The 17,584-nt window shown below is 70.9% G+C and carries 16 protein-coding genes; 8 read left to right on the forward strand and 8 right to left on the reverse strand.

Going from position 1 to position 17,584, the window contains the following annotated elements:
- Positions 1-195 precede the first annotated feature (195 nt).
- Positions 196-855 carry a class I SAM-dependent methyltransferase gene (locus tag ACZ7GX_RS00005; protein ID WP_498771062.1) on the reverse strand — a complete coding sequence of 220 codons (660 nt, stop codon included), beginning with the start codon at positions 853-855 and terminating at the stop codon, positions 196-198.
- Complete coding sequence (locus ACZ7GX_RS00010) at positions 852-2,051, reverse strand: cysteine desulfurase-like protein (protein ID WP_498771064.1); 1,200 nt, start codon at positions 2,049-2,051, stop codon at positions 852-854. Before ACZ7GX_RS00010 ends, ACZ7GX_RS00005 begins: the two co-directional genes overlap by 4 nt.
- Positions 2,052-2,164: 113 nt before the next feature.
- On the opposite strand from ACZ7GX_RS00010, the gene ACZ7GX_RS00015 reads away from it, so the two are divergent.
- The 6 genes from ACZ7GX_RS00015 (at position 2,165) to ACZ7GX_RS00040 (ending at position 6,678) form a co-directional block, all read left to right on the forward strand.
- Positions 2,165-2,716: a bacterial proteasome activator family protein gene (locus tag ACZ7GX_RS00015; RefSeq protein WP_498771066.1), complete on the forward strand. Its 552-nt coding sequence runs from the start codon at positions 2,165-2,167 to the stop codon at positions 2,714-2,716.
- A 93-nt stretch (positions 2,717-2,809) separates the two neighbouring features.
- Positions 2,810-3,661, forward strand: coding sequence for a class I SAM-dependent methyltransferase (locus tag ACZ7GX_RS00020; protein WP_498771068.1), 852 nt, complete (start codon positions 2,810-2,812; stop codon positions 3,659-3,661).
- Between the two features lie 59 nt (positions 3,662-3,720).
- Entirely contained in the window at positions 3,721-4,644 is a 924-nt protein-coding gene (gene wzm, locus ACZ7GX_RS00025; RefSeq protein WP_498771070.1) for a galactan export ABC transporter permease subunit Wzm/RfbD, read from the forward strand.
- Between the two features lie 19 nt (positions 4,645-4,663).
- Entirely contained in the window at positions 4,664-5,479 is an 816-nt protein-coding gene (gene wzt / locus ACZ7GX_RS00030; RefSeq protein ID WP_230569343.1) for a galactan export ABC transporter ATP-binding subunit Wzt/RfbE, read from the forward strand.
- A 9-nt stretch (positions 5,480-5,488) separates the two neighbouring features.
- Positions 5,489-6,385 carry a galactofuranosyltransferase GlfT1 gene (gene glfT1 / locus ACZ7GX_RS00035; RefSeq protein WP_498771073.1) on the forward strand — a complete coding sequence of 299 codons (897 nt, stop codon included), beginning with the start codon at positions 5,489-5,491 and terminating at the stop codon, positions 6,383-6,385.
- A gap of 80 nt (positions 6,386-6,465) precedes the next feature.
- Positions 6,466-6,678, forward strand: coding sequence for a hypothetical protein (locus ACZ7GX_RS00040; RefSeq protein WP_230569345.1), 213 nt, complete (start codon positions 6,466-6,468; stop codon positions 6,676-6,678).
- 54 nt (positions 6,679-6,732) lie between these two features.
- Here ACZ7GX_RS00040 and ACZ7GX_RS00045 read toward each other — a convergent pair whose 3' ends face one another.
- Positions 6,733-7,671: an NADP-dependent oxidoreductase gene (locus ACZ7GX_RS00045; RefSeq protein ID WP_498771075.1), complete on the reverse strand. Its 939-nt coding sequence runs from the start codon at positions 7,669-7,671 to the stop codon at positions 6,733-6,735.
- A 112-nt stretch (positions 7,672-7,783) separates the two neighbouring features.
- Between ACZ7GX_RS00045 and ACZ7GX_RS00050 the strand changes: the two genes are divergently transcribed.
- Positions 7,784-8,305 carry a MarR family winged helix-turn-helix transcriptional regulator gene (locus ACZ7GX_RS00050; RefSeq protein WP_498771077.1) on the forward strand — a complete coding sequence of 174 codons (522 nt, stop codon included), beginning with the start codon at positions 7,784-7,786 and terminating at the stop codon, positions 8,303-8,305.
- Positions 8,306-8,375: 70 nt separating this feature from the next.
- Here the strand turns inward: ACZ7GX_RS00050 and ACZ7GX_RS00055 are convergent, their stop codons facing one another.
- From ACZ7GX_RS00055 to ACZ7GX_RS00075, 5 genes are all read right to left on the reverse strand, one after another.
- Positions 8,376-10,232 (reverse strand): glycosyltransferase, encoded by a 1,857-nt coding sequence (locus ACZ7GX_RS00055; RefSeq protein ID WP_498771079.1) that lies wholly within the window; start codon positions 10,230-10,232, stop codon positions 8,376-8,378.
- 85 nt (positions 10,233-10,317) lie between these two features.
- Positions 10,318-12,189, reverse strand: a complete 1,872-nt coding sequence (locus tag ACZ7GX_RS00060; RefSeq protein ID WP_498771081.1) for a glycosyltransferase — start codon at positions 12,187-12,189, stop codon at positions 10,318-10,320.
- Positions 12,190-12,196: 7 nt separating this feature from the next.
- Positions 12,197-13,432, reverse strand: a complete 1,236-nt coding sequence (gene glf, locus ACZ7GX_RS00065; RefSeq protein WP_498771083.1) for a UDP-galactopyranose mutase — start codon at positions 13,430-13,432, stop codon at positions 12,197-12,199.
- A gap of 34 nt (positions 13,433-13,466) precedes the next feature.
- Positions 13,467-15,410 (reverse strand): DUF6541 family protein, encoded by a 1,944-nt coding sequence (locus ACZ7GX_RS00070; protein WP_498771085.1) that lies wholly within the window; start codon positions 15,408-15,410, stop codon positions 13,467-13,469.
- A 76-nt stretch (positions 15,411-15,486) separates the two neighbouring features.
- The gene (locus tag ACZ7GX_RS00075) at positions 15,487-16,359 is read right to left on the reverse strand and encodes a glycosyltransferase family 2 protein (RefSeq protein ID WP_498771087.1); all 873 of its coding nucleotides are present in this window, start codon (positions 16,357-16,359) and stop codon (positions 15,487-15,489) included.
- Here ACZ7GX_RS00075 and ACZ7GX_RS00080 point away from each other — a divergent pair.
- Positions 16,338-17,582, forward strand: coding sequence for an MATE family efflux transporter (locus ACZ7GX_RS00080; RefSeq protein ID WP_498771089.1), 1,245 nt, complete (start codon positions 16,338-16,340; stop codon positions 17,580-17,582). The genes ACZ7GX_RS00075 and ACZ7GX_RS00080 overlap by 22 nt on opposite strands.
- Positions 17,583-17,584 lie beyond the last annotated feature (2 nt).

Here is a 17,584-nt window from a genome sequence, read left to right on the forward strand (position 1 = left end):
GGAACAATGGGCTGGAACCGCCCCCTTGACGCGTGTGGTAGCCCGGAGGGAGGTCGGTGGGATGACACGAAACCCGGACCCACAACGGACCCGGCGCAGAACCACCGAACGGGCCGTCATCCTGCTGATCTGCCCGTCCGGCGAGGACATGCTTTTAAGGCTTTTGATCTTTCACCACTTCTCGCCGCCGCAACTTCAGTCCAACGCCGTCGCCGTAGCCAAGAAAGTCCGAGGCGTCGTCCGGAACCGCAGCGCGAACTCCTCGGCCCACCGCACCAGCACGGTCTGCTCGCCGGGGCGTTCGGCGTCGTCCACCAGGACCGCCGCGCCGGGCGCGAGCACGCCGCGCAGCACGGGCAGCGCCGGGTAGCGCGCGTCACCCAGCAGCGGGCCGTCCACCAGCAGCAGGTCGACCAGGCCGTAGCGCTCCACGTACGCCGACACCTCGTCGTGCACGAGCTGCGGGTGGTACCACTGGGCGTTGCCGAGCGCCGCCGGGTGCGGGGTGAGCGGGGCGTGGACGACGCGCGCCACGTGGCCGAGGCCTTCCCGGCGCAGCTGGCTGGCCACGAACGCCGCCGTCCGCTCGTCGTGCTCCACCGACAGCAGGTGCCCGAACCCGCGCCGCGCGAGCAGCCGGGCCAGCACCACCGACGACGCGCCGCACCCGCACTCCACCAGCACGGTCCGCGACCCGAGCAGCACCTCGTCCACCACGGCCGCGAGCGCGGCTGGCCGCAGTTCGTGCGCCGTGGTGGGCAGGTACTCCGACATCAGGGGCGCCAGCCGGTGCAGTGCGGCGAGGTCGGCGAGCTCCCGTGACAGCAGGTCGTCCACCCAGCCCCCCGGTCTCACGCCAGCTCGGCGACCGCCCGCACGAGCTCGTCCACTTCCACCGCGTTCGTGTAGTGCGCCAGGCCGACGCGGATCGCCCCGCCGACCTCGCCGACGCCCAGCACCGAGAACACGCCGTGCTGTCCCGAGTCGGCGAACGCGCACACGCCGCGCTCGGACAGGTGCTCGACGCCGTCGGTCGCCTTCACGCCGGCCACCGTGAACGCCAGCGCGGGCACCCGCCGCATGGCGTCGCCGATCACCATGACGTGACGGAGCGATCGCAGTTCGTTGATGAGATTAGCCAGAAGTCCGGCTTGGTACGCCTTCACCGAGCTCAACGACGTGAGCACGCGCTCGCGTCGCGGGCCCACCGCGGCGTCGTCCAGACCGGCCAGGTACTCGACGGACGCGACCAGACCGGCCAGCAGCGGGTAGGCGTGCGGGCCCAGTTCCAGGCGTTCGGGACCCCGCGCACCCGGCTCGACGGCGACCGACGGCAGCAGGTCGAGCATCGCCGGGTCGCGGAACACCAGCGCGCCGACCGGCGGCCCGCCCCAGTTGTTCGCCGACACCGCCACCACGTCGGCGTCCATCGACGTGATGTCGAGCGGCACGAACGGCGCGGCCGAGGAGGCGTCCACCACGACCAGCGCGTCGGTGCGGCGGGCGGCCTCGGCGATCTTGCGCAGGTCCGGGCGGGTGCCGACGGAGCCGGACGCGGCCGTCACGGCGACCAGCTTGCACTTGGGCGTGACCAGGTCGTCGTACTGCCAGGCAGGCAGCTCGCACGTCTCGATGTCGACCTCGGCCCACCGCACCACGCTGCCGGTGCGCTGCGCGGCCCGCTGCCACGGCGCGATGTTGCCCGGGTGGTCCAGCCGCGACACCACGACCTCGTCGCCGAGGAACCAGCCCTCCGACAGCGCGTCGGCCAGCCGTTGCAGCAGCACGGCGGAGCTCGGCCCGAGCACGACGCCCGCCGGGTCGGCGCCCACGAGGTCGGCCACCGCGCGCCTGGCCGCGTCGACGATCGCCTCGGCGCGTTGCGAGGCGGGGAAGATGCCACCCGGCCCGGAGACGGGTGCGCGCAGCGCGGTGGAGACGGCCGTGGCCACCTGTTCGGGTACTTGCATCCCCGCAGGAGCGTCCAGATGAACCCAGCCGTCGCCGAGCGCGGGGAACAGCCCACGGACCCGGGCGACGTCGAACGCCATGCCGCACACCGTACGGAGGACGTCGGCGGGAGCGACAGCAGGGGCCGGGGGTTTGCCACCCGATCTGTGACCCGGTTCGGCGTCCGCCACCCGATCGGGCCAGGATGGGACGCATGAGCGAGGCACCCCGAGATGATCAGCTGGAGAACGAGCGGCACGTGGTCGTGGTCGGCCCGGACGGCACGCCGGTGGGGACCGCGCGGGTGCCGTCCGGCGACGACGCGGGCGGTCAGGACGTGACCGACCTGGTCGAGCAGCCGGCGAAGGTCATGCGCATCGGCACGATGATCAAGCAGCTGCTGGAGGAGGTGCGCGCGGCTCCGCTCGACGAGGCCAGCCGCAACCGCCTCAAGGAGATCCACAAGCGGTCCATCGACGAGCTGGAGGACGGCCTCGCGCCGGAGCTGCGCGACGAGCTGGAGCGGCTTTCCCTGCCGTTCACCGAGGAGGGCACCCCGTCCGACGCGGAGCTCCGGATCGCCCAGGCGCAGCTCGTGGGCTGGTTGGAGGGCCTGTTCCACGGCATCCAGACGGCCCTGTTCGCCCAGCAGATGGCTGCCCGCGTCCAGTTGGAGCAGATGCGCGGCCGCGCCCTGCCCGCCGGGTCGGGCGCCGCCGATCACGAGGGCGGTCCGCACATCCGGGGCACTGGTCAGTACTTGTAACGTTCCGGTGCGGCGTTGAGGTCGCGGGGCTGGACAACGGGCACCGCGCTGCCCGACCGTGTTCACCGCCACACCCGCGAGAGGAGCCGACAGGTGCTCGACAAAGTCCGGCACAGCCCGATCGTCGAAGAGGTCCGCAAGCGCGTGCGCGGCAAGATCCTGCGGGTCATCGACGACGCGGTCCGCCCCTACCACCGCGAGCAGGCCGAGCGGATCGCCCGGCTCCAGGACCAGGTGGAGGAGCTGCGCAGACAGGCGGACCGCGCGGTCGACGCGACGATCCAGTACGAGATCAGGGCCCGGCGCGACCTGGTGTTCGCCGGTGAGCAGGAAGCGGCCAAGGAGAGCGCCCGGTTCATCCGGGAGCACCTGCCCACCGCGCCGCACTTCGGCCACCCGCACACCACGCTCGAGCACGCCCTCGGCCTGGTCTCGGCCGAGGGCATGGCGCTGGAGTTCGGCGTCTACACCGGCGGCACGCTCAAGCTGATCGCCACCGCGTTCGAGGGCCGCGACGTGTACGGCTTCGACTCGTTCGAGGGCCTGCCCGAGGACTGGCGCAACGGCTTCCCGGCCGGCCTGTTCGGCATGGACGGCCTGCCCGACGTGGACGGCGCGGAGCTCGTCGTCGGCTGGTTCGACGACACCCTGCCCGGCTTCCTCGAGGAGCACGCCGGCCCGGTGTCGTTCCTGCACGTCGACTGCGACCTGTACTCGTCGACCAAGACCGTGCTGGACCTCGTCGGCCCCCGGCTGGTGCCCGGCAGCGTGATCGTCTTCGACGAGTACTTCAACTACCCGGGCTGGCGGGACCACGAGCACAAGGCGTGGTCCGAGTACGTCGCCCGCACCGGCATCGAGTTCGACTACTGCGGGTACACGTACGATCACGAACAGGTGATCATGAAGGTAACCGGGGTGCCGGAGGCCTCGCAGCAGGGGTGACCGCACCGTGACAGCCCGGCGACAGGGTCACCACCCCGTCGCCGGTAGTCTCCTTACTCGTGCAACCCACGAGTACGGTCGAGCGACCTCCCGCTCCCCTGGCACCCAACTCGCGCACCTTCGCGCGCGCGTTCGGCGACGTGCGCGACGCCTGGCGGCAGCGGGAGCTGTGGGGCCACCTGGGCTGGCAGGACATCAAGCAGCGGTACCGCCGGTCCGTCATCGGCCCGCTGTGGATCACGATCTCCATGGGCACGACGGCGCTCGCGCTCGGCCTGCTCTACTCCCAGCTGTTCAACCAGGAGCTGGGCACCTTCCTGCCGTACGTCACGGCGGGGTTCATCATCTGGCACTTCGTCCTCGGCGTGGTGACCGAGGGCACCGAGGTCTTCATCGCCAACGAGGGCCTGATCAAGCACCTGCCCGCGCCCATAACGGTGCACGTGCTGCGCATGGTGTGGCGCCAGACGCTGTTCCTCTTCCACAACCTGGTCGTGTACCTGGTCGTCGTCGCGATCTTCTTCCCGACGCTGACCGAGAGCTACCAGATGGAAGGCGACAAGGTCGTCCAGCCGGGCCTGTCGTGGACGGTGCTGCTGGCCATCCCCGGCCTCGCCCTCGTCGTGGTCAACGCGGTGTGGGTCGCGCTGCTGTTCGGCATCATCAGCACCCGGTTCCGCGACATCCCGCCGGTGATCAGCAGCTTCATCAACCTGATCTTCTTCATGACGCCGATCGTGTGGCACGTCGGCGTGCTCAACAAGGTCACCAACGCCGAAGCGGGCGACGACGGCGGGTGGCGCATGCTGATCGCCGAGCTGAACCCCATCTACCACTACGTGGAGATCGTCCGCGCCCCCATGCTCGGCCACGTGCAGGACTGGCACCACTGGGTGGTCGTCGGCGCGTTCACCGTCGTGGGCTGGGGACTGGCGCTGATCGCGATGCGGAACTACCGTGCCCGCGTCTCCTACTGGGTCTGAGTGAGGCCGCAAACACATCATGGTCAGCATCGACGTCTGGAACGCCTCGGTCGACTTCCCGATCTTCGACGCCAAGTCGAGGTCGCTGAAGAAGCTCGCGCTGGGCAAGGTCGGCGGCAAGATCGGCTCCGAGGGCCGCGTCCCGATCATCGAAGCCCTGCACGACATCAACATCTCGCTGCGCCACGGTGACCGGGTGGGCCTCGTCGGCCACAACGGCGCCGGCAAGTCGACGCTGCTGCGGCTGCTCGCGGGCATCTACGAGCCCACGCGGGGCAGCTCGCGCGTCGTCGGCAAGGTCGCGCCCGTGTTCGACCTCGGCGTCGGCATGGACCCGGAGATCTCCGGGTACGAGAACATCATGATCCGCGGTCTGTTCCTCGGCATGAGCCGCAAGGAGATGGAGAAGCGGGTCGACGACATCACCGAGTTCACCGAGCTCGGCGACTACCTGCAGATGCCGCTGCGCACCTACTCGACGGGCATGCGGGTGCGGCTGGCGCTGGGCATCGTGACGTCGATCGACCCGGAGATCCTGATCCTGGACGAGGGCATCGGCGCCGTCGACGCGGCGTTCATGGCCAAGGCGCGGGACCGGATGAACGACCTGGTGAAGCGGTCGGGCATCCTGGTGTTCGCGAACCACTCCGACGACTTCCTCGCCGAGTTCTGCACCACGGCGATCTGGATGGACGAAGGCAGTGTCAAGATGCAGGGGTCGCTGCGGGACGTGCTCACCTCCTACAAGGGACGTGACCCGTTCGAGAACATGGCCCCGGAGACGCTGGAGCGGATCGGTCAGCCGCGGGTGCTGAGCGGGAACGGTGGCGAGTAGGTGAGCGTCGTGGGCGCACTGCCGGAGGGCTCCGTCGTCGGTGTCGTGGTGACCCGGCACCGGCGCGAGCTGCTGGCCGACTCGTTGAAGGTGCTGGCGTCGCAGACCCGGCCGCTCGACCACCTGGTGGTCGTCGACAACGGGCCCGACCAGCCGGTGGACGACCTGGTCGCGCAGTGCCCGATCCCGACCACCTACCTGGCCTCGCACCGCAACCTGGGCGGCGCGGGCGGGTTCGCGCTGGGGATGCTGCACGCGCTGTCGCTGGGCGCGGACTGGCTGTGGCTCGCCGACGACGACGGGCGGCCCGCCGACGAGACCGTGCTCGCCGTGCTGCTGGAGGAGGCCCGGCGGCGCAAGCTGGCCGCGATCTCCCCGGTGGTGACGAACATCGAGCGGCCGGAGAAGCTCGCGTTCCCGCTGCGGCGCGGGTTGACGTGGAAGCGGCACGCGGCCGAGCTGGGCACCGACTTCCTGCCGGGCATCGCGTCGCTGTTCAACGGGGCGCTGTTCAAGGCGTCCACGGTGGACGTCATCGGCGTGCCGGACTACCGGCTGTTCTTCCGGGGCGACGAGGTGGAGATCCACCGGCGGCTGGTGCGCACCGGCCTGCCGTTCGGCACGTCGCTGAAGGTCGCCTACCTGCACCCCGACGGGTCGGACGAGTTCAAGCCGATGCTCGGCGGCCGGTTCCACGCGCAGGACCCCGAGAACGAGGTCAAGCGCTACTACACCTACCGGAACCGGGGTTACCTGCTGGCGCAGCCCGGTATGCGGAAGCTGGGGCTGCTGGAGGCGTTCCGGTTCGGGCTGTACTTCATCGGCGTGCGCCGCGACCCGAAGGCGTTCCTGGAGTGGTTGAAGCTCGTGCGCCTGGGCCAGCGGGAGCGCTTCTTCCGCAAGTGAGAGCCCGGTTCAGCTCGGCGCGGAATCGCTGACGGCGAACCCGTCTTGCCTGGTCAGGTGGCCGGTGGTGGGGTGGCGCCATGACTTCTGAAGCGCGTAAGACGGCACTGGTCCTGCACCTGGCCGCGAACCCGAACCCGATCTCGATCAAGGTTTCCGCGGAGACCGCCGAGGATCTCGGGTCGAGGTTGATCCAGGTCGTGCGCAACGGCCACACCCAGTCCATCCGGACCGCCGACGACAAGGAGTTCGTGGTCAACTTCAGCCACGTCGTAGCCGCGCACTTCGAGTAGTCGCCGCCAGGCCCCGCCGACGAGGCTCGGGGCATGACGGCGACCTCCGGATCGTCAGGCGGCGGGCGGGACGGCCACGACCTTGCCGCGGACCTCCCCCGCGGCGGCCTGCCGGTGGATCGCGGGCAGCTCGCTCAGCGGCACGCGCCGGGCGATCTCGACGTGGAGCTCACCGCGGTCGACGAGGTCGACGAGGCCCGAGAGCACGTCCGCGTCAGGGTGGACGAAGATCGTGGCCGCGCGCACGTTCCGCTCCTCGTCACCGGGCGTCGGGACGGTCGGTGTCGTGGAGACGACCACTCCGCCGTCGCGGACCAGTACGACCAGGGCCGTGAACCCGTCGGGGGTGATCGGGGCCAGGTTGAGCAGCACGTCGACGGGTTCGGCCACCGCGTCGAGCACCGAGGTGGCCGTGTGGTCGATGATCTCGTCCGCGCCGGCCGCCTTGACGGCCTCGCTGCTGCGCGGGCTCGCGGTGGCGATGACGTAGGCACCCGCGCGCTTGGCCAACTGCACCGCGTACCCGCCCACGGGGCCGCCGGCACCGTTGATCAGCACGCGCTGGCCGGCCGTGAGCCCGCCTGCCTCGAAGAGCGCCTGCGAGGCGGTGAGCCCGACCGACGGCAGCCCCGCGGCGTCCGCCGGCGGGATGGTGGTGGGAGCCTTCACCAGCACCTCTGCGGGGGCGACGACGTACTCCGCGGCCGAGCCGTCGGCGGTCATGGGGATGAGCCCGATGACGTCCTCGCCCACGGCGAAACCTTCCACGCCGTCGCCGAGCGCGTCGATCCTGCCGGAGACGTCGTACCCCGGAACGTGCGGCAGCGTGACCGGGATCGGCAGGAAGCCCTCGCGGATGCCGCCGTCGGCCGGGTTGTAGGCCGACCCCGCGACCCGGATGCGGACCTGGCCCGCGCCGGGGACCGGCTGGTCGACGTCTTCGTAGCGCAGGACTTCCGGGCCGCCCGTTTCGTGGAACCGCACTGCCTTCATGATGTCGACCCTCCGGTGATGTGCTTCGAAGTCGAAGCAACTGGAACGACCGTAACACTGCTTCGATTTCGAAGCAAGTGCTTCGAGTTGGAAGCACTGATAGGCTCGACCCATGACCGCCCCGCCGCCCCGCCTGGACGCCACGCAGCTGGGCGCGTACTTCGCCCTCATCGAGGCGAGCAGCCTGCTGAAGCACGCCGTCGAGCAGCAGTTGCGGGATGCCGGCGATCTCAGCTACGTGCAGTTCCAGCTCCTGGCCACGCTCGGCGACTCACCGACGGGCAGTCGGCGGATGACCGATCTGGCCGACGGTGTCGTCTACAGCCGCAGCGGACTGACCTATCAGGCGCAGACGCTGGAGAAGCGGGGCCTCGTGACCCGGACGCCGTCCGCCGATGACGAGCGCAGCGTCACCGTCACCATCACCGAGGAAGGACGTGCTGTGCTCGCGGGGGTCTTCCCCGGTCACGTCGCCGTCCTCGACGACCTGCTGTTCGCCCCGCTGTCCCGCTCCGACGTCGAGGCGCTCGCCGATGTCCTGGCCCGCGCGCGGGACCACATGCGTCGGACGCCGCCGCGGTCGGCGGAACCGCGGCGGCGCAAGAAGACGACTGGAACCGATCAAGCTCCGTAGCGCGCCGCGCTCGCCTCGACCACCCTGATCGACGACAGCGCGCCCGACCCGACCGCGTGCGGGAGTGCGGTCAGCGGTTCTCGAACGCCTTGCGCCACTGCTCGGCCGAGGTCAGCTCCGGCAGGGCGTCGCGATACAGGCGGCGCAGCCGCGGCCACTCCCTGCCCAGACGCCGGTAGTTGCGGGCGGCACGCGCCATCAGGGTGCGGAACTGGTCGGGGTCGCGCTTGTAGAACGCGACGCCGGTGCCGTCCGCGGTGGACACCGTGGCGCTGTCCAGGTTGCCGAGCAGGAACCAGCGGGCGTTCAGCGCGGGCACGTTGAGCTGCGGGCGGTCGCCGGCGGACGCCTGGGGCGGGCGCAGGTTGTGCAGGACGGACTTGGCCGCGCGCACCGCGATGGTCGCCTTGCCCTTGGACGGCCTCAGCAACGCCTCGGCCCGCACCATGTCGAACGTGGGCGGCGGGAACTCGCGGGCCGACTCCAGCCGTCGGGCGTCGCTGTACTCCTCGCGCATCGCGCGCACCATCGGCAGCGCCGTGCGCAGCGAGTCGAACAGGCCGGCCGGACCGTCCAGGAAGTCCTCGATCGCCTTCTGCTGCAACGCCACGGTGGAGTACTCCATGGACAGCAGGTGCCGCAGCGACAGCTTCAACCCGTGCTTCACGATCCCGTTCCGCACGTCGTACGGGCTGTGCAGCGCGGCCAGCACCAGGCGGTTGCGGGTGTGGAAGTAGGCCTGCCAGTCGGTCGAGTCGTTCTTGTCCGTCCACGGCATGTGCCACACCGCCGAACCCGGCAGCGACACCGTCGGGTAGCCGTGCTCCAGCGCCCGCAACGAGTACTCGGCGTCGTCCCACTTGATGAACAGCGGCAGCGGGTAGCCGGTCCGCTCCACCACCTCGCGCGGGAACAGGCACATCCACCAGCCGTTGTAGGTGGCGTCGACCCTGGGGTGCAGCTCGGGCGTCTCGCGCAGCGACGAGGTGGCGAAGTCGTGGTCGGTGACCGCGCCCGGCGCGGCCCGCCAGAAGCACGTGCCGAGGTCGACGATCTCCGCCGTGCTGTGGAGCCGGGTCCTGGCCTGCAGGTTCAGCATGTGGCTGCCGACGATGACCGGCGACGCCGCCGCGCGCGCGAACGCGTTGGACCGCAGCACGGCCTCCGGCTCCAGCCGGATGTCGTCGTCCATCAGCATGATCTGGTCGGCGTCGGCGTGCTCGACCGCCTCGAACATGCCCCGGGTGAACCCGCCCGCGCCGCCGAGGTTGTCCTGCTCGATGACCTCCAGCCGGCCGCCGAGCCCGGCCTCCGCCTCCGCGAAGCCCGCCACCGAGCGCACCTTCACCGCGCCCTGGTCGGCCACGAACACGTTGCTCACGACGTCGAGCACGGCCGGGTCGCTGCCCAGCGCCCGCAACGCCTCCACCGCGTCGTGCGGGCGCATGGTGGTGATGCTGACCGCGACCTTCTTCGCCGGCAGCGGCGACCGCACGGCCCACTCGGCGTCCTGGATCTCCAGCGACGCCTCGTGCGTGAACGCGTCGAACCAGATCAGCCCGCCGTCCTCGAACGGCCGCAGCGACACCGGGAACTCCAGCGACGTCCAGTCCGCCGCGTCCCGCACGAACGAGCCTTCGAGGTGCACGACGTCGCCGCTGGGCTTGGACCGGTACACGTCGATCCGGCCGGAGCCGCGCACGCGCATCCGCAGCACGACCTCGTCGACGACCGTCCACCGCTTCCAGTAGCTGGCCGGGAACGCGTTGAAGTACGTCGCGAACGACACCTTGGCGTGCTCGGGCACGGTCAGCCCGCGCCGTGAGTCGACCTGGCAGTGCACGTTCTCCGGCTCGTCCAGGTACATCGGCCGGACGTCGAGCGGGTCGTCGTCCCTCGGCAGGATGATCCGGTGCACTGCGTCCACTGAAGGTCCCCCGGTGAGAAGCGCGTGAGAAAGACGTGGGAGAAGCGAAGCGGGGCGACCGCTCAGGGCCGCCCCGCCTCACCGGTCACAGGTCGTACAACCGCCGCCAGTTCTCGCGGCTGGTGAGCTCGCCCATCGCGTCGCGGTAGGCGCGCTGCATCTCGGGAGCACGCTGGTAGAGCTCCTTGAGCAGCTTGGTGCCCTGCTTGCCGAGCCGGATGGCCAGCTCGCGGTCGCGCCGCCGGACCCGCACGCCCTCCTGGGACGCGTCGGTGACCACGGCGGTGTTGAACAGCGACACGTGCCACCACGCCGAGTCGCCCGCGGCGACCGCGCCGACGTCGTGCACGCTGCGGCCGAGCAGCTGGTTGACCACGCGCTTGGCCAGCACCGGCGCGAACAGCCGCGGCGCGGGCGGCGCCGTGATCAGCGGCAGGTCGCCGGAGGAGATGCCGGGCACCTCCGACGCCGGGTGCTTGACCGTCTCGGGGTACTCGGCGCGCAGCTTGCGGATGTCCGCCGCCGCCTGGACGCCGCCGTCGCGCAGCATCTCGGGGCCCTTGAGGAAGTCCTCGATGGCCTTGAGCTGGGTCGCCGCCAGGCCGTACTGCATGCCGACGAGGTAGGTGGCGAGCTGGGCCGCCATCGACCGGCAGATCCGCTTCGGGTCGAACTGGCTGTGCAGCGCCGAGGTGATCAGGGCGTTGCGCAGGTTGAAGTACCGGTGCCAGTCGTCCCAGTCCTTCCAGTGGAAGTCGGCGTGCCACACGCCCGCGCCGGGCAGCGTGACCGTGGCGAACCCGTGGGCCCGCGCGCGGTAGCCGTACTCGATGTCGTCCCACTGGAAGAACAGCGGCAGCGGGTAGCCGACCGCCTTGACGATCTCCGACGGGATCAGGCACGACCACCAGCCGTTGTAGCCCGCGTCGACCCGGCGGTCCTGCACGTTGCGCTTGCCGGTCTCCTCGTCGTACCCGGTGAGGTCGGCGTCGTGCAGGGCGCCGTCCACGACCTGGCCCGGGGCCAGCGTGTCGAGGTTGGCGTACTCCGCGCCCACGTGCAGGTGGTTCGGGTGCAGCAGGTAGAGCATCTGGCCGCCGACGATGACCGGCTGCGCGGTGCGGTTGGCGAACGCGGTCGTGCGGACCACGATCTCCGGCTCGCACAGCACGTCGTCGTCCATGAAGAGCACGTTGGCGTGCTCGGCGTGGTCGACCTCCATGACCTGGTACAGGCCGCGGGTGAAGCCGCCGGCGCCGCCGAGGTTGGGCTGGCGGATGTAGCGCAGCTTGTCGCCGAGCGCGGCGGCGACCTCGGCGAACCGGGGCCGCGACTCGACCGGGTCGCTGCCCTGGTCCACCACGTAGATCGCGTCGACCAGGCTCAGCGGCTCGGAGTCGGACGCGAGGGCCGCCATGGTGTTGAGGCAGTCCTCGACCCGGTTGAACGTGCAGATCACGACCGCGGTCGGCCGGACCCGCTTGGGCGGCGCGACCGTCCACCGGGCGTGCTCGACGACCAGCTCGTGCTCACCGGTGACGACGTCGAACCACAGCGCGCCGCCGTCGGTGAACTTGTCGATCTTGGCCGTCAGCGTCACGACCTGGCCCTGCGCGCCCGAGACCTGCTCGGCGACGATGGTCCGGGACTCGCCCTCCGCGTCGGAGGCCACGACCGAGACCGTGCCGGAACCGGTCAGGGTCAGGCTCAGCTCGACCTCGGCGCTGACGCACCACCGCTGCCAGTAGGTGGCCGGGAACCGGCCGAAGTAGGTGTTCATCGACACGGTGGCGTGCGGGTGCACGACCATGCGGTGCCGCTCGCGGTCGGCGATGCCCTGGGAGATCTCGGCGTAGAGGTCCTCCGAGACGATCTGCGACGGCCCGGCGAAGAGGCCGCGCTGCGCCAGCAGTTTCTCCGGTGCCTCGTGCTCGACGAGGGTGGAGTTGCCCGACATAACCGAATCAGTCCTCCAGCGAACCGTCCAGCGCCCGACCGGAGGCCAGGTGCGGGGCGATCTTGTTGTCGAACACGCTCAGCGCGGAACCGATCGCCATGTGCATGTCCAGGTACTTGTAGGTGCCCAGTCGACCACCGAAGACGACGTTACGCTCGGCGGCCTCGGTGCGCGCGAGCTCGCGGTAGCGCTCCAGCTTGGCGCGGTCCTCGGCGGTGTTGATCGGGTAGTACGGCTCGTCTTCCTTCTCGGCCGCGCGGGAGAACTCGCGCACGATGACCGTCTTGTCCGACGGGTACTCGCGCTCGGGGTGGAAGTGCCGGAACTCGTGGATCCGGGTGTAGGGCACCTCGGCGTCGTTGTAGTTCATCACCGGCGTGCCCTGGAAGTCGCCGACCGGCAGGACTTCCTGCTCGAAGTCCAGCGTGCGCCAGCCGAGCCAGCCCTCGCTGTAGTCGAAGTAGCGGTCGAGCGGGCCGGTGTAGACCACGGGCGTGCCGGCCGGGATCTCGTCCCGGACGTCGAAGAAGTCGGTGTCGAGCCGCACCTCGATGTTCGGGTGGTCGGCCATCCGCTCCAGCCACGCGGTGTACCCGTCGACGGGCAGGCCCTCGTAGGTGTCGTTGAAGTAGCGGTTGTCGAAGGTGTAGCGCACCGGCAGGCGGCTGATGACCGCCGCGGGCAGCTCCTTCGGGTCGGTCTGCCACTGCTTGGCCGTGTAGTCGCGCACGAACGCCTCGTAGAGCGGGCGACCGATGAGCGAGATCGCCTTCTCCTCCAGGTTCTTCGCGTCCTTGGAGTCGATCTCGGCGGCGTGCTCCGCGACCCACGCGCGGGCTTCCTCGGGGCTCAGGTAGCGGCCGACGAACTGCGAGATGAGGCCGAGGCCCATCGGGAACTGGTAGGCCTGGCCGGCGTGCATCGCGAACACCCGGTGCTGGTACCCGGTGAACTCGGTGAACTGGTTGACGTAGTCCCACACGCGCTTGTTGGACGTGTGGAACAGGTGCGCGCCGTACCGGTGCACCTCGATGCCCGTCTCGGGCTCCGGCTCGGAATAGGCGTTGCCACCGATGTGCGCGCGGCGTTCCAACACGAGCACGCGCTTGTCGAGCTGTGATGCGGTGCGTTCGGCGACCGTCAGGCCGAAGAACCCGGAACCGACGACGATCAGGTCAAATCCAGCGAAGCTCACAGCAGTCGAGGGTACGGCAGTGACCGGACGCGACCGTCCACACCCCATGGGGTGAAAGTGGGGCACCGATCGGTCGATACGCTCATCGGCCGGCCGCCGCCGCGGCTCCTTCGAGCACGTCCTCCTGGCCTTCGATTTCGTAAATCACCGAATCGGAGTTGCGGAACACCTCGTTGAAGCCCGCCGTGCGGTCGAGGCCGACGAACCCGGGCGCGATCCGGTTCTCCTTGCGCACGAAACCCCGGCCGACGATCACGTACCGGACCCTCAGCTCGGTCAGGGCCTCGCGCACCTCGGGGTTCTCGTCGAGCTCGTTGAGGTGCTTGGTCAGGAAGTTGCTCGGCGTGCCCGCGGGCGTGCCGTAGAACGTCCACTCGACCGGTTCGACCTTCGCCATCGCGTACAGCCAGCCGCTGCCGTCGAACACGTCGTTCATCACCCGCTCGCCGGGCCGGACGCGCTCGGCCAGCCACCGGTAGGCCTCCAGCTCGCCGTCGCTGACGGTGGGCCCGTTCTGGTAGTTCCCGGCCAGCCGGGCGCTGTTGCGCCCGACGTACGCGCCGCTGACCAGGCCGATGAGCAGGAAGAACACCGCGCTGACGGCCACCGGCGCCCACGGCGAGCGGCCGAGCGCGGGCACCCGGTCCCGGTAGCGGGCGACCACCCACGTGCCGAAGGCGACCACGGCCACGCCGAACCCGATGGAGCCGGGCAGCGGCAGCATGACCGCGAGCCGCCAGTGGTCGTTGTAGAAGTAGCCGGTCAGCCGCTGGATGACGGCGCCCTCCAGCGAGACGGTGACGGCGTACAACCCGCCGAACGCCAGCCACACGCCGACCATCCACACCATGAGCCGCCGCTTCGCCATGACCACCATGCCGAACAGCGCGGGCAGGCCGATCCACCACTGCGGGAAGTCGACCACGCCGGAGAACGTGAGCATTTGCCCGAACGCGCCCGCAGGCGTGGCCTCCGACGGCCACACCATCGCGGCCACGCCCTCGGCCGAGCGCATGGACGGCAGGATCAGCGGCACGGCCACCGCCAGGCCCAGCACGCCCAGCGCGACCAGGCCCGGCCACGCGCGCTTCCAGTCGATCGGCACGAGCCGGAACACGCACGCCACGAAGATCACGCCGAGCAGGCCGGCGAGGATGAACGCCAGGCTCGGCTGCAGGCCGACCAGCGCCGCCACCGACACCGCGATGGCGACCGGCCCGGTGATGCCGCGCGGCCGGACCAGGTACGTGACCAGGGCGAGCACGGCGGGCAGCAGGGCGATGCCGGCGACGTAGGGCCACAGCGGACCGCGCCACAGCGAGTCGTACGGGAACGGCGAGAACCAGGTGGACACGGCGGCGGCGGGCGCGACCATCCGGGCGGGCAGCTTCCAGGCCAGGCCCATGGCGGCGATGCCGACCGGCCACACCAGCACGGTGCTCAGCGCGCCGGAGTTGAGCAGCTGCGGCAGCGTGACGCCGAACTGGTCGAGCAGCAGCGCCAGCAGCTGGTGGTAGGTGGCCGGGTAGAAGTAGTCCGCGTTCTCCGGCTGGTTGCCGATCGCGCCCGCCGAGGACACCAGCGACGTCTGGTGCTCGGCGAGCCAGCGCACGAGGTTGCCGTGGTGCGGCGCGTCCCAGTCCTGGGCGAGGCGGTTCAGGCTGCCGATGCCGCGCAGGAACGTGACCGCGCCGACCGCGAGGCCGACGGCCACGCCCGCGCCGACCACCAGGTGGCCCCGGCGCGACACGCGCGGCTCGTCGTCGTCCACCCGGGCGGGCCACCGGCGCTGCACCAGCGTGGTGACGGCGAAAAGCACGGCCGACGCGGCCAGCGTCCACGCGCCGAACGTGAGCAGCGTCCAGGAGAACCCGAGCTCGCCCAGCAGCAGGCCGCCGACCGCGACCAGGCCGTAGGTCAGCGCCGGCGCCGCCGCGGCGAGCGTCCACCCCCGCAACCGGACGGCCGCGCCGAACAACAGGCCAGGCACCCACAGCAGCAACAGCACCAGCAGTGCAGCACTCATCGCGTCAGCAACCCGATCACTTGGTGTAGGAGCGGGGCCCCCGTCCCGCCGCGACCGCAGACTACCCGCGCGGGCCTCACCAGCGGCGGTGGGCCACTTGCACGCCGAGCCACGCGGCGTGCCGGGCGGCGACGCCGAGCCCGCTGACCCCGATCCGCTTCGCCAGCGCCTGCTTGGACCGCCGCAGCAGCTTCGTGTGGGAGCCCATGAGCGCGCCGCGGCTGTACTGGCCGGGGTGCACGCGGTAGCCGACCAGCTCCTCGGGCAGCACGTCGCCCTCCGCCAGCGCCATGACGCGCAGCCACAGGTCGTAGTCCTCCAGCCGCACCAGGCGCGGGTCGAAGCCGCCGACGCGCGCCGCGAGCTCCTTGCGGACCACGATCGTGGAGGTGATGAGGCAGTTGTAGAGCAGCATGGTGCGCGCGACCTCGGGCCCGATGGCCGAGTGCATCTCGCCCACGACCTGCCCGGACGGGTCGATCTGCCGGGCCCACGCGCCGACCAGCCCCAGGCCCGGCCGCTGTTCGAGCACGGCGACCTGGTGCGCGAGGCGTTGCGGCAGGCACAGGTCGTCGGCGTCGAGGAAGGCCACGAGGTCGTGCTTGGCCGCGTCGAGCCCGATGTTGCGGCCGACGGCGGGCCCGCTGCGCGGCGCGGGCGTCAGGTGCACCTGCACCCGGTCGTCGGGCAGCGTGCGCGCGGCGGCCCGGTTCTGCTCGCACTCGCCGTCGAGGACCAGCACCACTTCCCAGTCCTGGTGGGTCTGCTCGGCGACCGAGCGCAACGTCTCGGCGAGGAAGTCCGCCCGGGGCGCGCACGGGATCACCACGGACACCGGCGATGGCATGGGGTTCTCCTGCTGCGGGGATGGATCGGACAACGCCGTACAGTAAGGCCCGCTCTGGCACCCCCAAGAAGAGGACACCCGTGACGGCGGCGAACAGATCACGGCTCGACGGTCTGCGCGCAGTGGCCGGCACGGCGGTGCGCCAGTCGGCCGTCACCCTCGACCAGCTGGTCTTCAGCGCCATCACGTTCGCCGTGCAGCTGATCGCCGCGCCGTTGTCGACCGACGCCGAGTACGGCGTGTTCTCGCTGGTCGCGATCGTGCAGATCGGCCAGTGGTACCTGGGTCGCGCGGTCGCCGCGGAGCCGCTGCTGGTGTCGAAGGTCGTCGCGTCCGGCGACGCGCGGGGTGTGCGCGGCGCGGCGGCGACGTCGTTGCTGCTCGGCCTCGCGATCGGGGTCGGGTGCCTGGTCGTCGGGCTGCTGTCCGACGGGCCCGCCCGGACGTTGCTGCTGGTCCAGGCGCTGGCCTCGCCGTTCACCGCGGTGCTCGACCACGGCCGGTACGTCTCCTACGCCCGGCAGCGGCCGTTGCGGGCGCTGGCGCTGGACGCCTCCTGGCTCGTGCTGTTCCTGGGCGCGATCGGCGTGGCCCTCCTCGTCGGCGAACTGGACACCTCGTCCACGTACTTGCTGTGGGCGCTGAGCGCGGTGCCCGTGGCGGCGGTGTGCGCGTGGCTGACCGGCGGCCCGTTCGCGGTCGGCGCGGTACGCGGCTGGCTGCGCGACCGGCGGTCGTTGCTGCCGGGGTTCCTCATCGACGCCGTGTACCTGACCGCGGGCACCTGGGCCACGTTCGGCGTGACCGCGTGGGTGGTCGGCCTCGACGGGCTCGGCCTGCTGCGCAAGGCGCTGGTGCCGGTGACCGCGCTCACCGTGCTGTTCATCGGGATCAGCAACGCCCTGCTGGCGCACCTGGCGGGCCGGTCGGCGCGCGAGGTCGTGCGCGCGCCGATGCTGGTCTCCGGGCTGGCGGCGGTCGTCAGCCTCGTCTTCGCGGGCCTGGCCCTGGTCGCGCCCGCCGACCTGCTCACCGCCGCGCTCGGCACGCCGTGGGAAGGCCTGCGGCCGATCGTGCTGGTGCTCCTGGCGTACGCGTTCCTGCTGGCCACGGCGCAGACGGCGCTGGTCGCGGGCAAGGCGAGCGGCCGGGCCTGGCTCGGACCGCGGGTGCGCACCGTCCAGTTCGTCACCGAGATCGCCCTCGTGGCGGGCCTCGGCCTCCTGCTCGGCGTGATGGGCGTCGCGTTCGGCATGGCGCTGGCGTGGCTGACCGCCGCCGCACTGGCCTGGGCCGGCCTGCTCGGGCATCGGGAAAGGGCCTAGAT

This window comes from Actinosynnema sp. NPDC037264 (assembly GCF_055603705.1).

Bases quoted from the DNA above. Each gene is read 5' to 3' on its own strand.
- ACZ7GX_RS00010 (WP_498771064.1), bottom strand. From the start codon at position 2,051: ATGGCGTTCGACGTCGCCCGGGTCCGTGGGCTGTTCCCCGCGCTCGGC.
- ACZ7GX_RS00015 (WP_498771066.1), top strand. From the start codon at position 2,165: ATGAGCGAGGCACCCCGAGATGATCAGCTGGAGAACGAGCGGCACGTG.
- wzt (WP_230569343.1), top strand. From the start codon at position 4,664: ATGGTCAGCATCGACGTCTGGAACGCCTCGGTCGACTTCCCGATCTTC.
- ACZ7GX_RS00040 (WP_230569345.1), top strand. From the start codon at position 6,466: ATGACTTCTGAAGCGCGTAAGACGGCACTGGTCCTGCACCTGGCCGCG.
- ACZ7GX_RS00045 (WP_498771075.1), bottom strand. From the start codon at position 7,671: ATGAAGGCAGTGCGGTTCCACGAAACGGGCGGCCCGGAAGTCCTGCGC.
- ACZ7GX_RS00050 (WP_498771077.1), top strand. From the start codon at position 7,784: ATGACCGCCCCGCCGCCCCGCCTGGACGCCACGCAGCTGGGCGCGTAC.
- ACZ7GX_RS00060 (WP_498771081.1), bottom strand. From the start codon at position 12,189: ATGTCGGGCAACTCCACCCTCGTCGAGCACGAGGCACCGGAGAAACTG.
- glf (WP_498771083.1), bottom strand. From the start codon at position 13,432: ATGGGGTGTGGACGGTCGCGTCCGGTCACTGCCGTACCCTCGACTGCT.
- ACZ7GX_RS00070 (WP_498771085.1), bottom strand. From the start codon at position 15,410: ATGAGTGCTGCACTGCTGGTGCTGTTGCTGCTGTGGGTGCCTGGCCTG.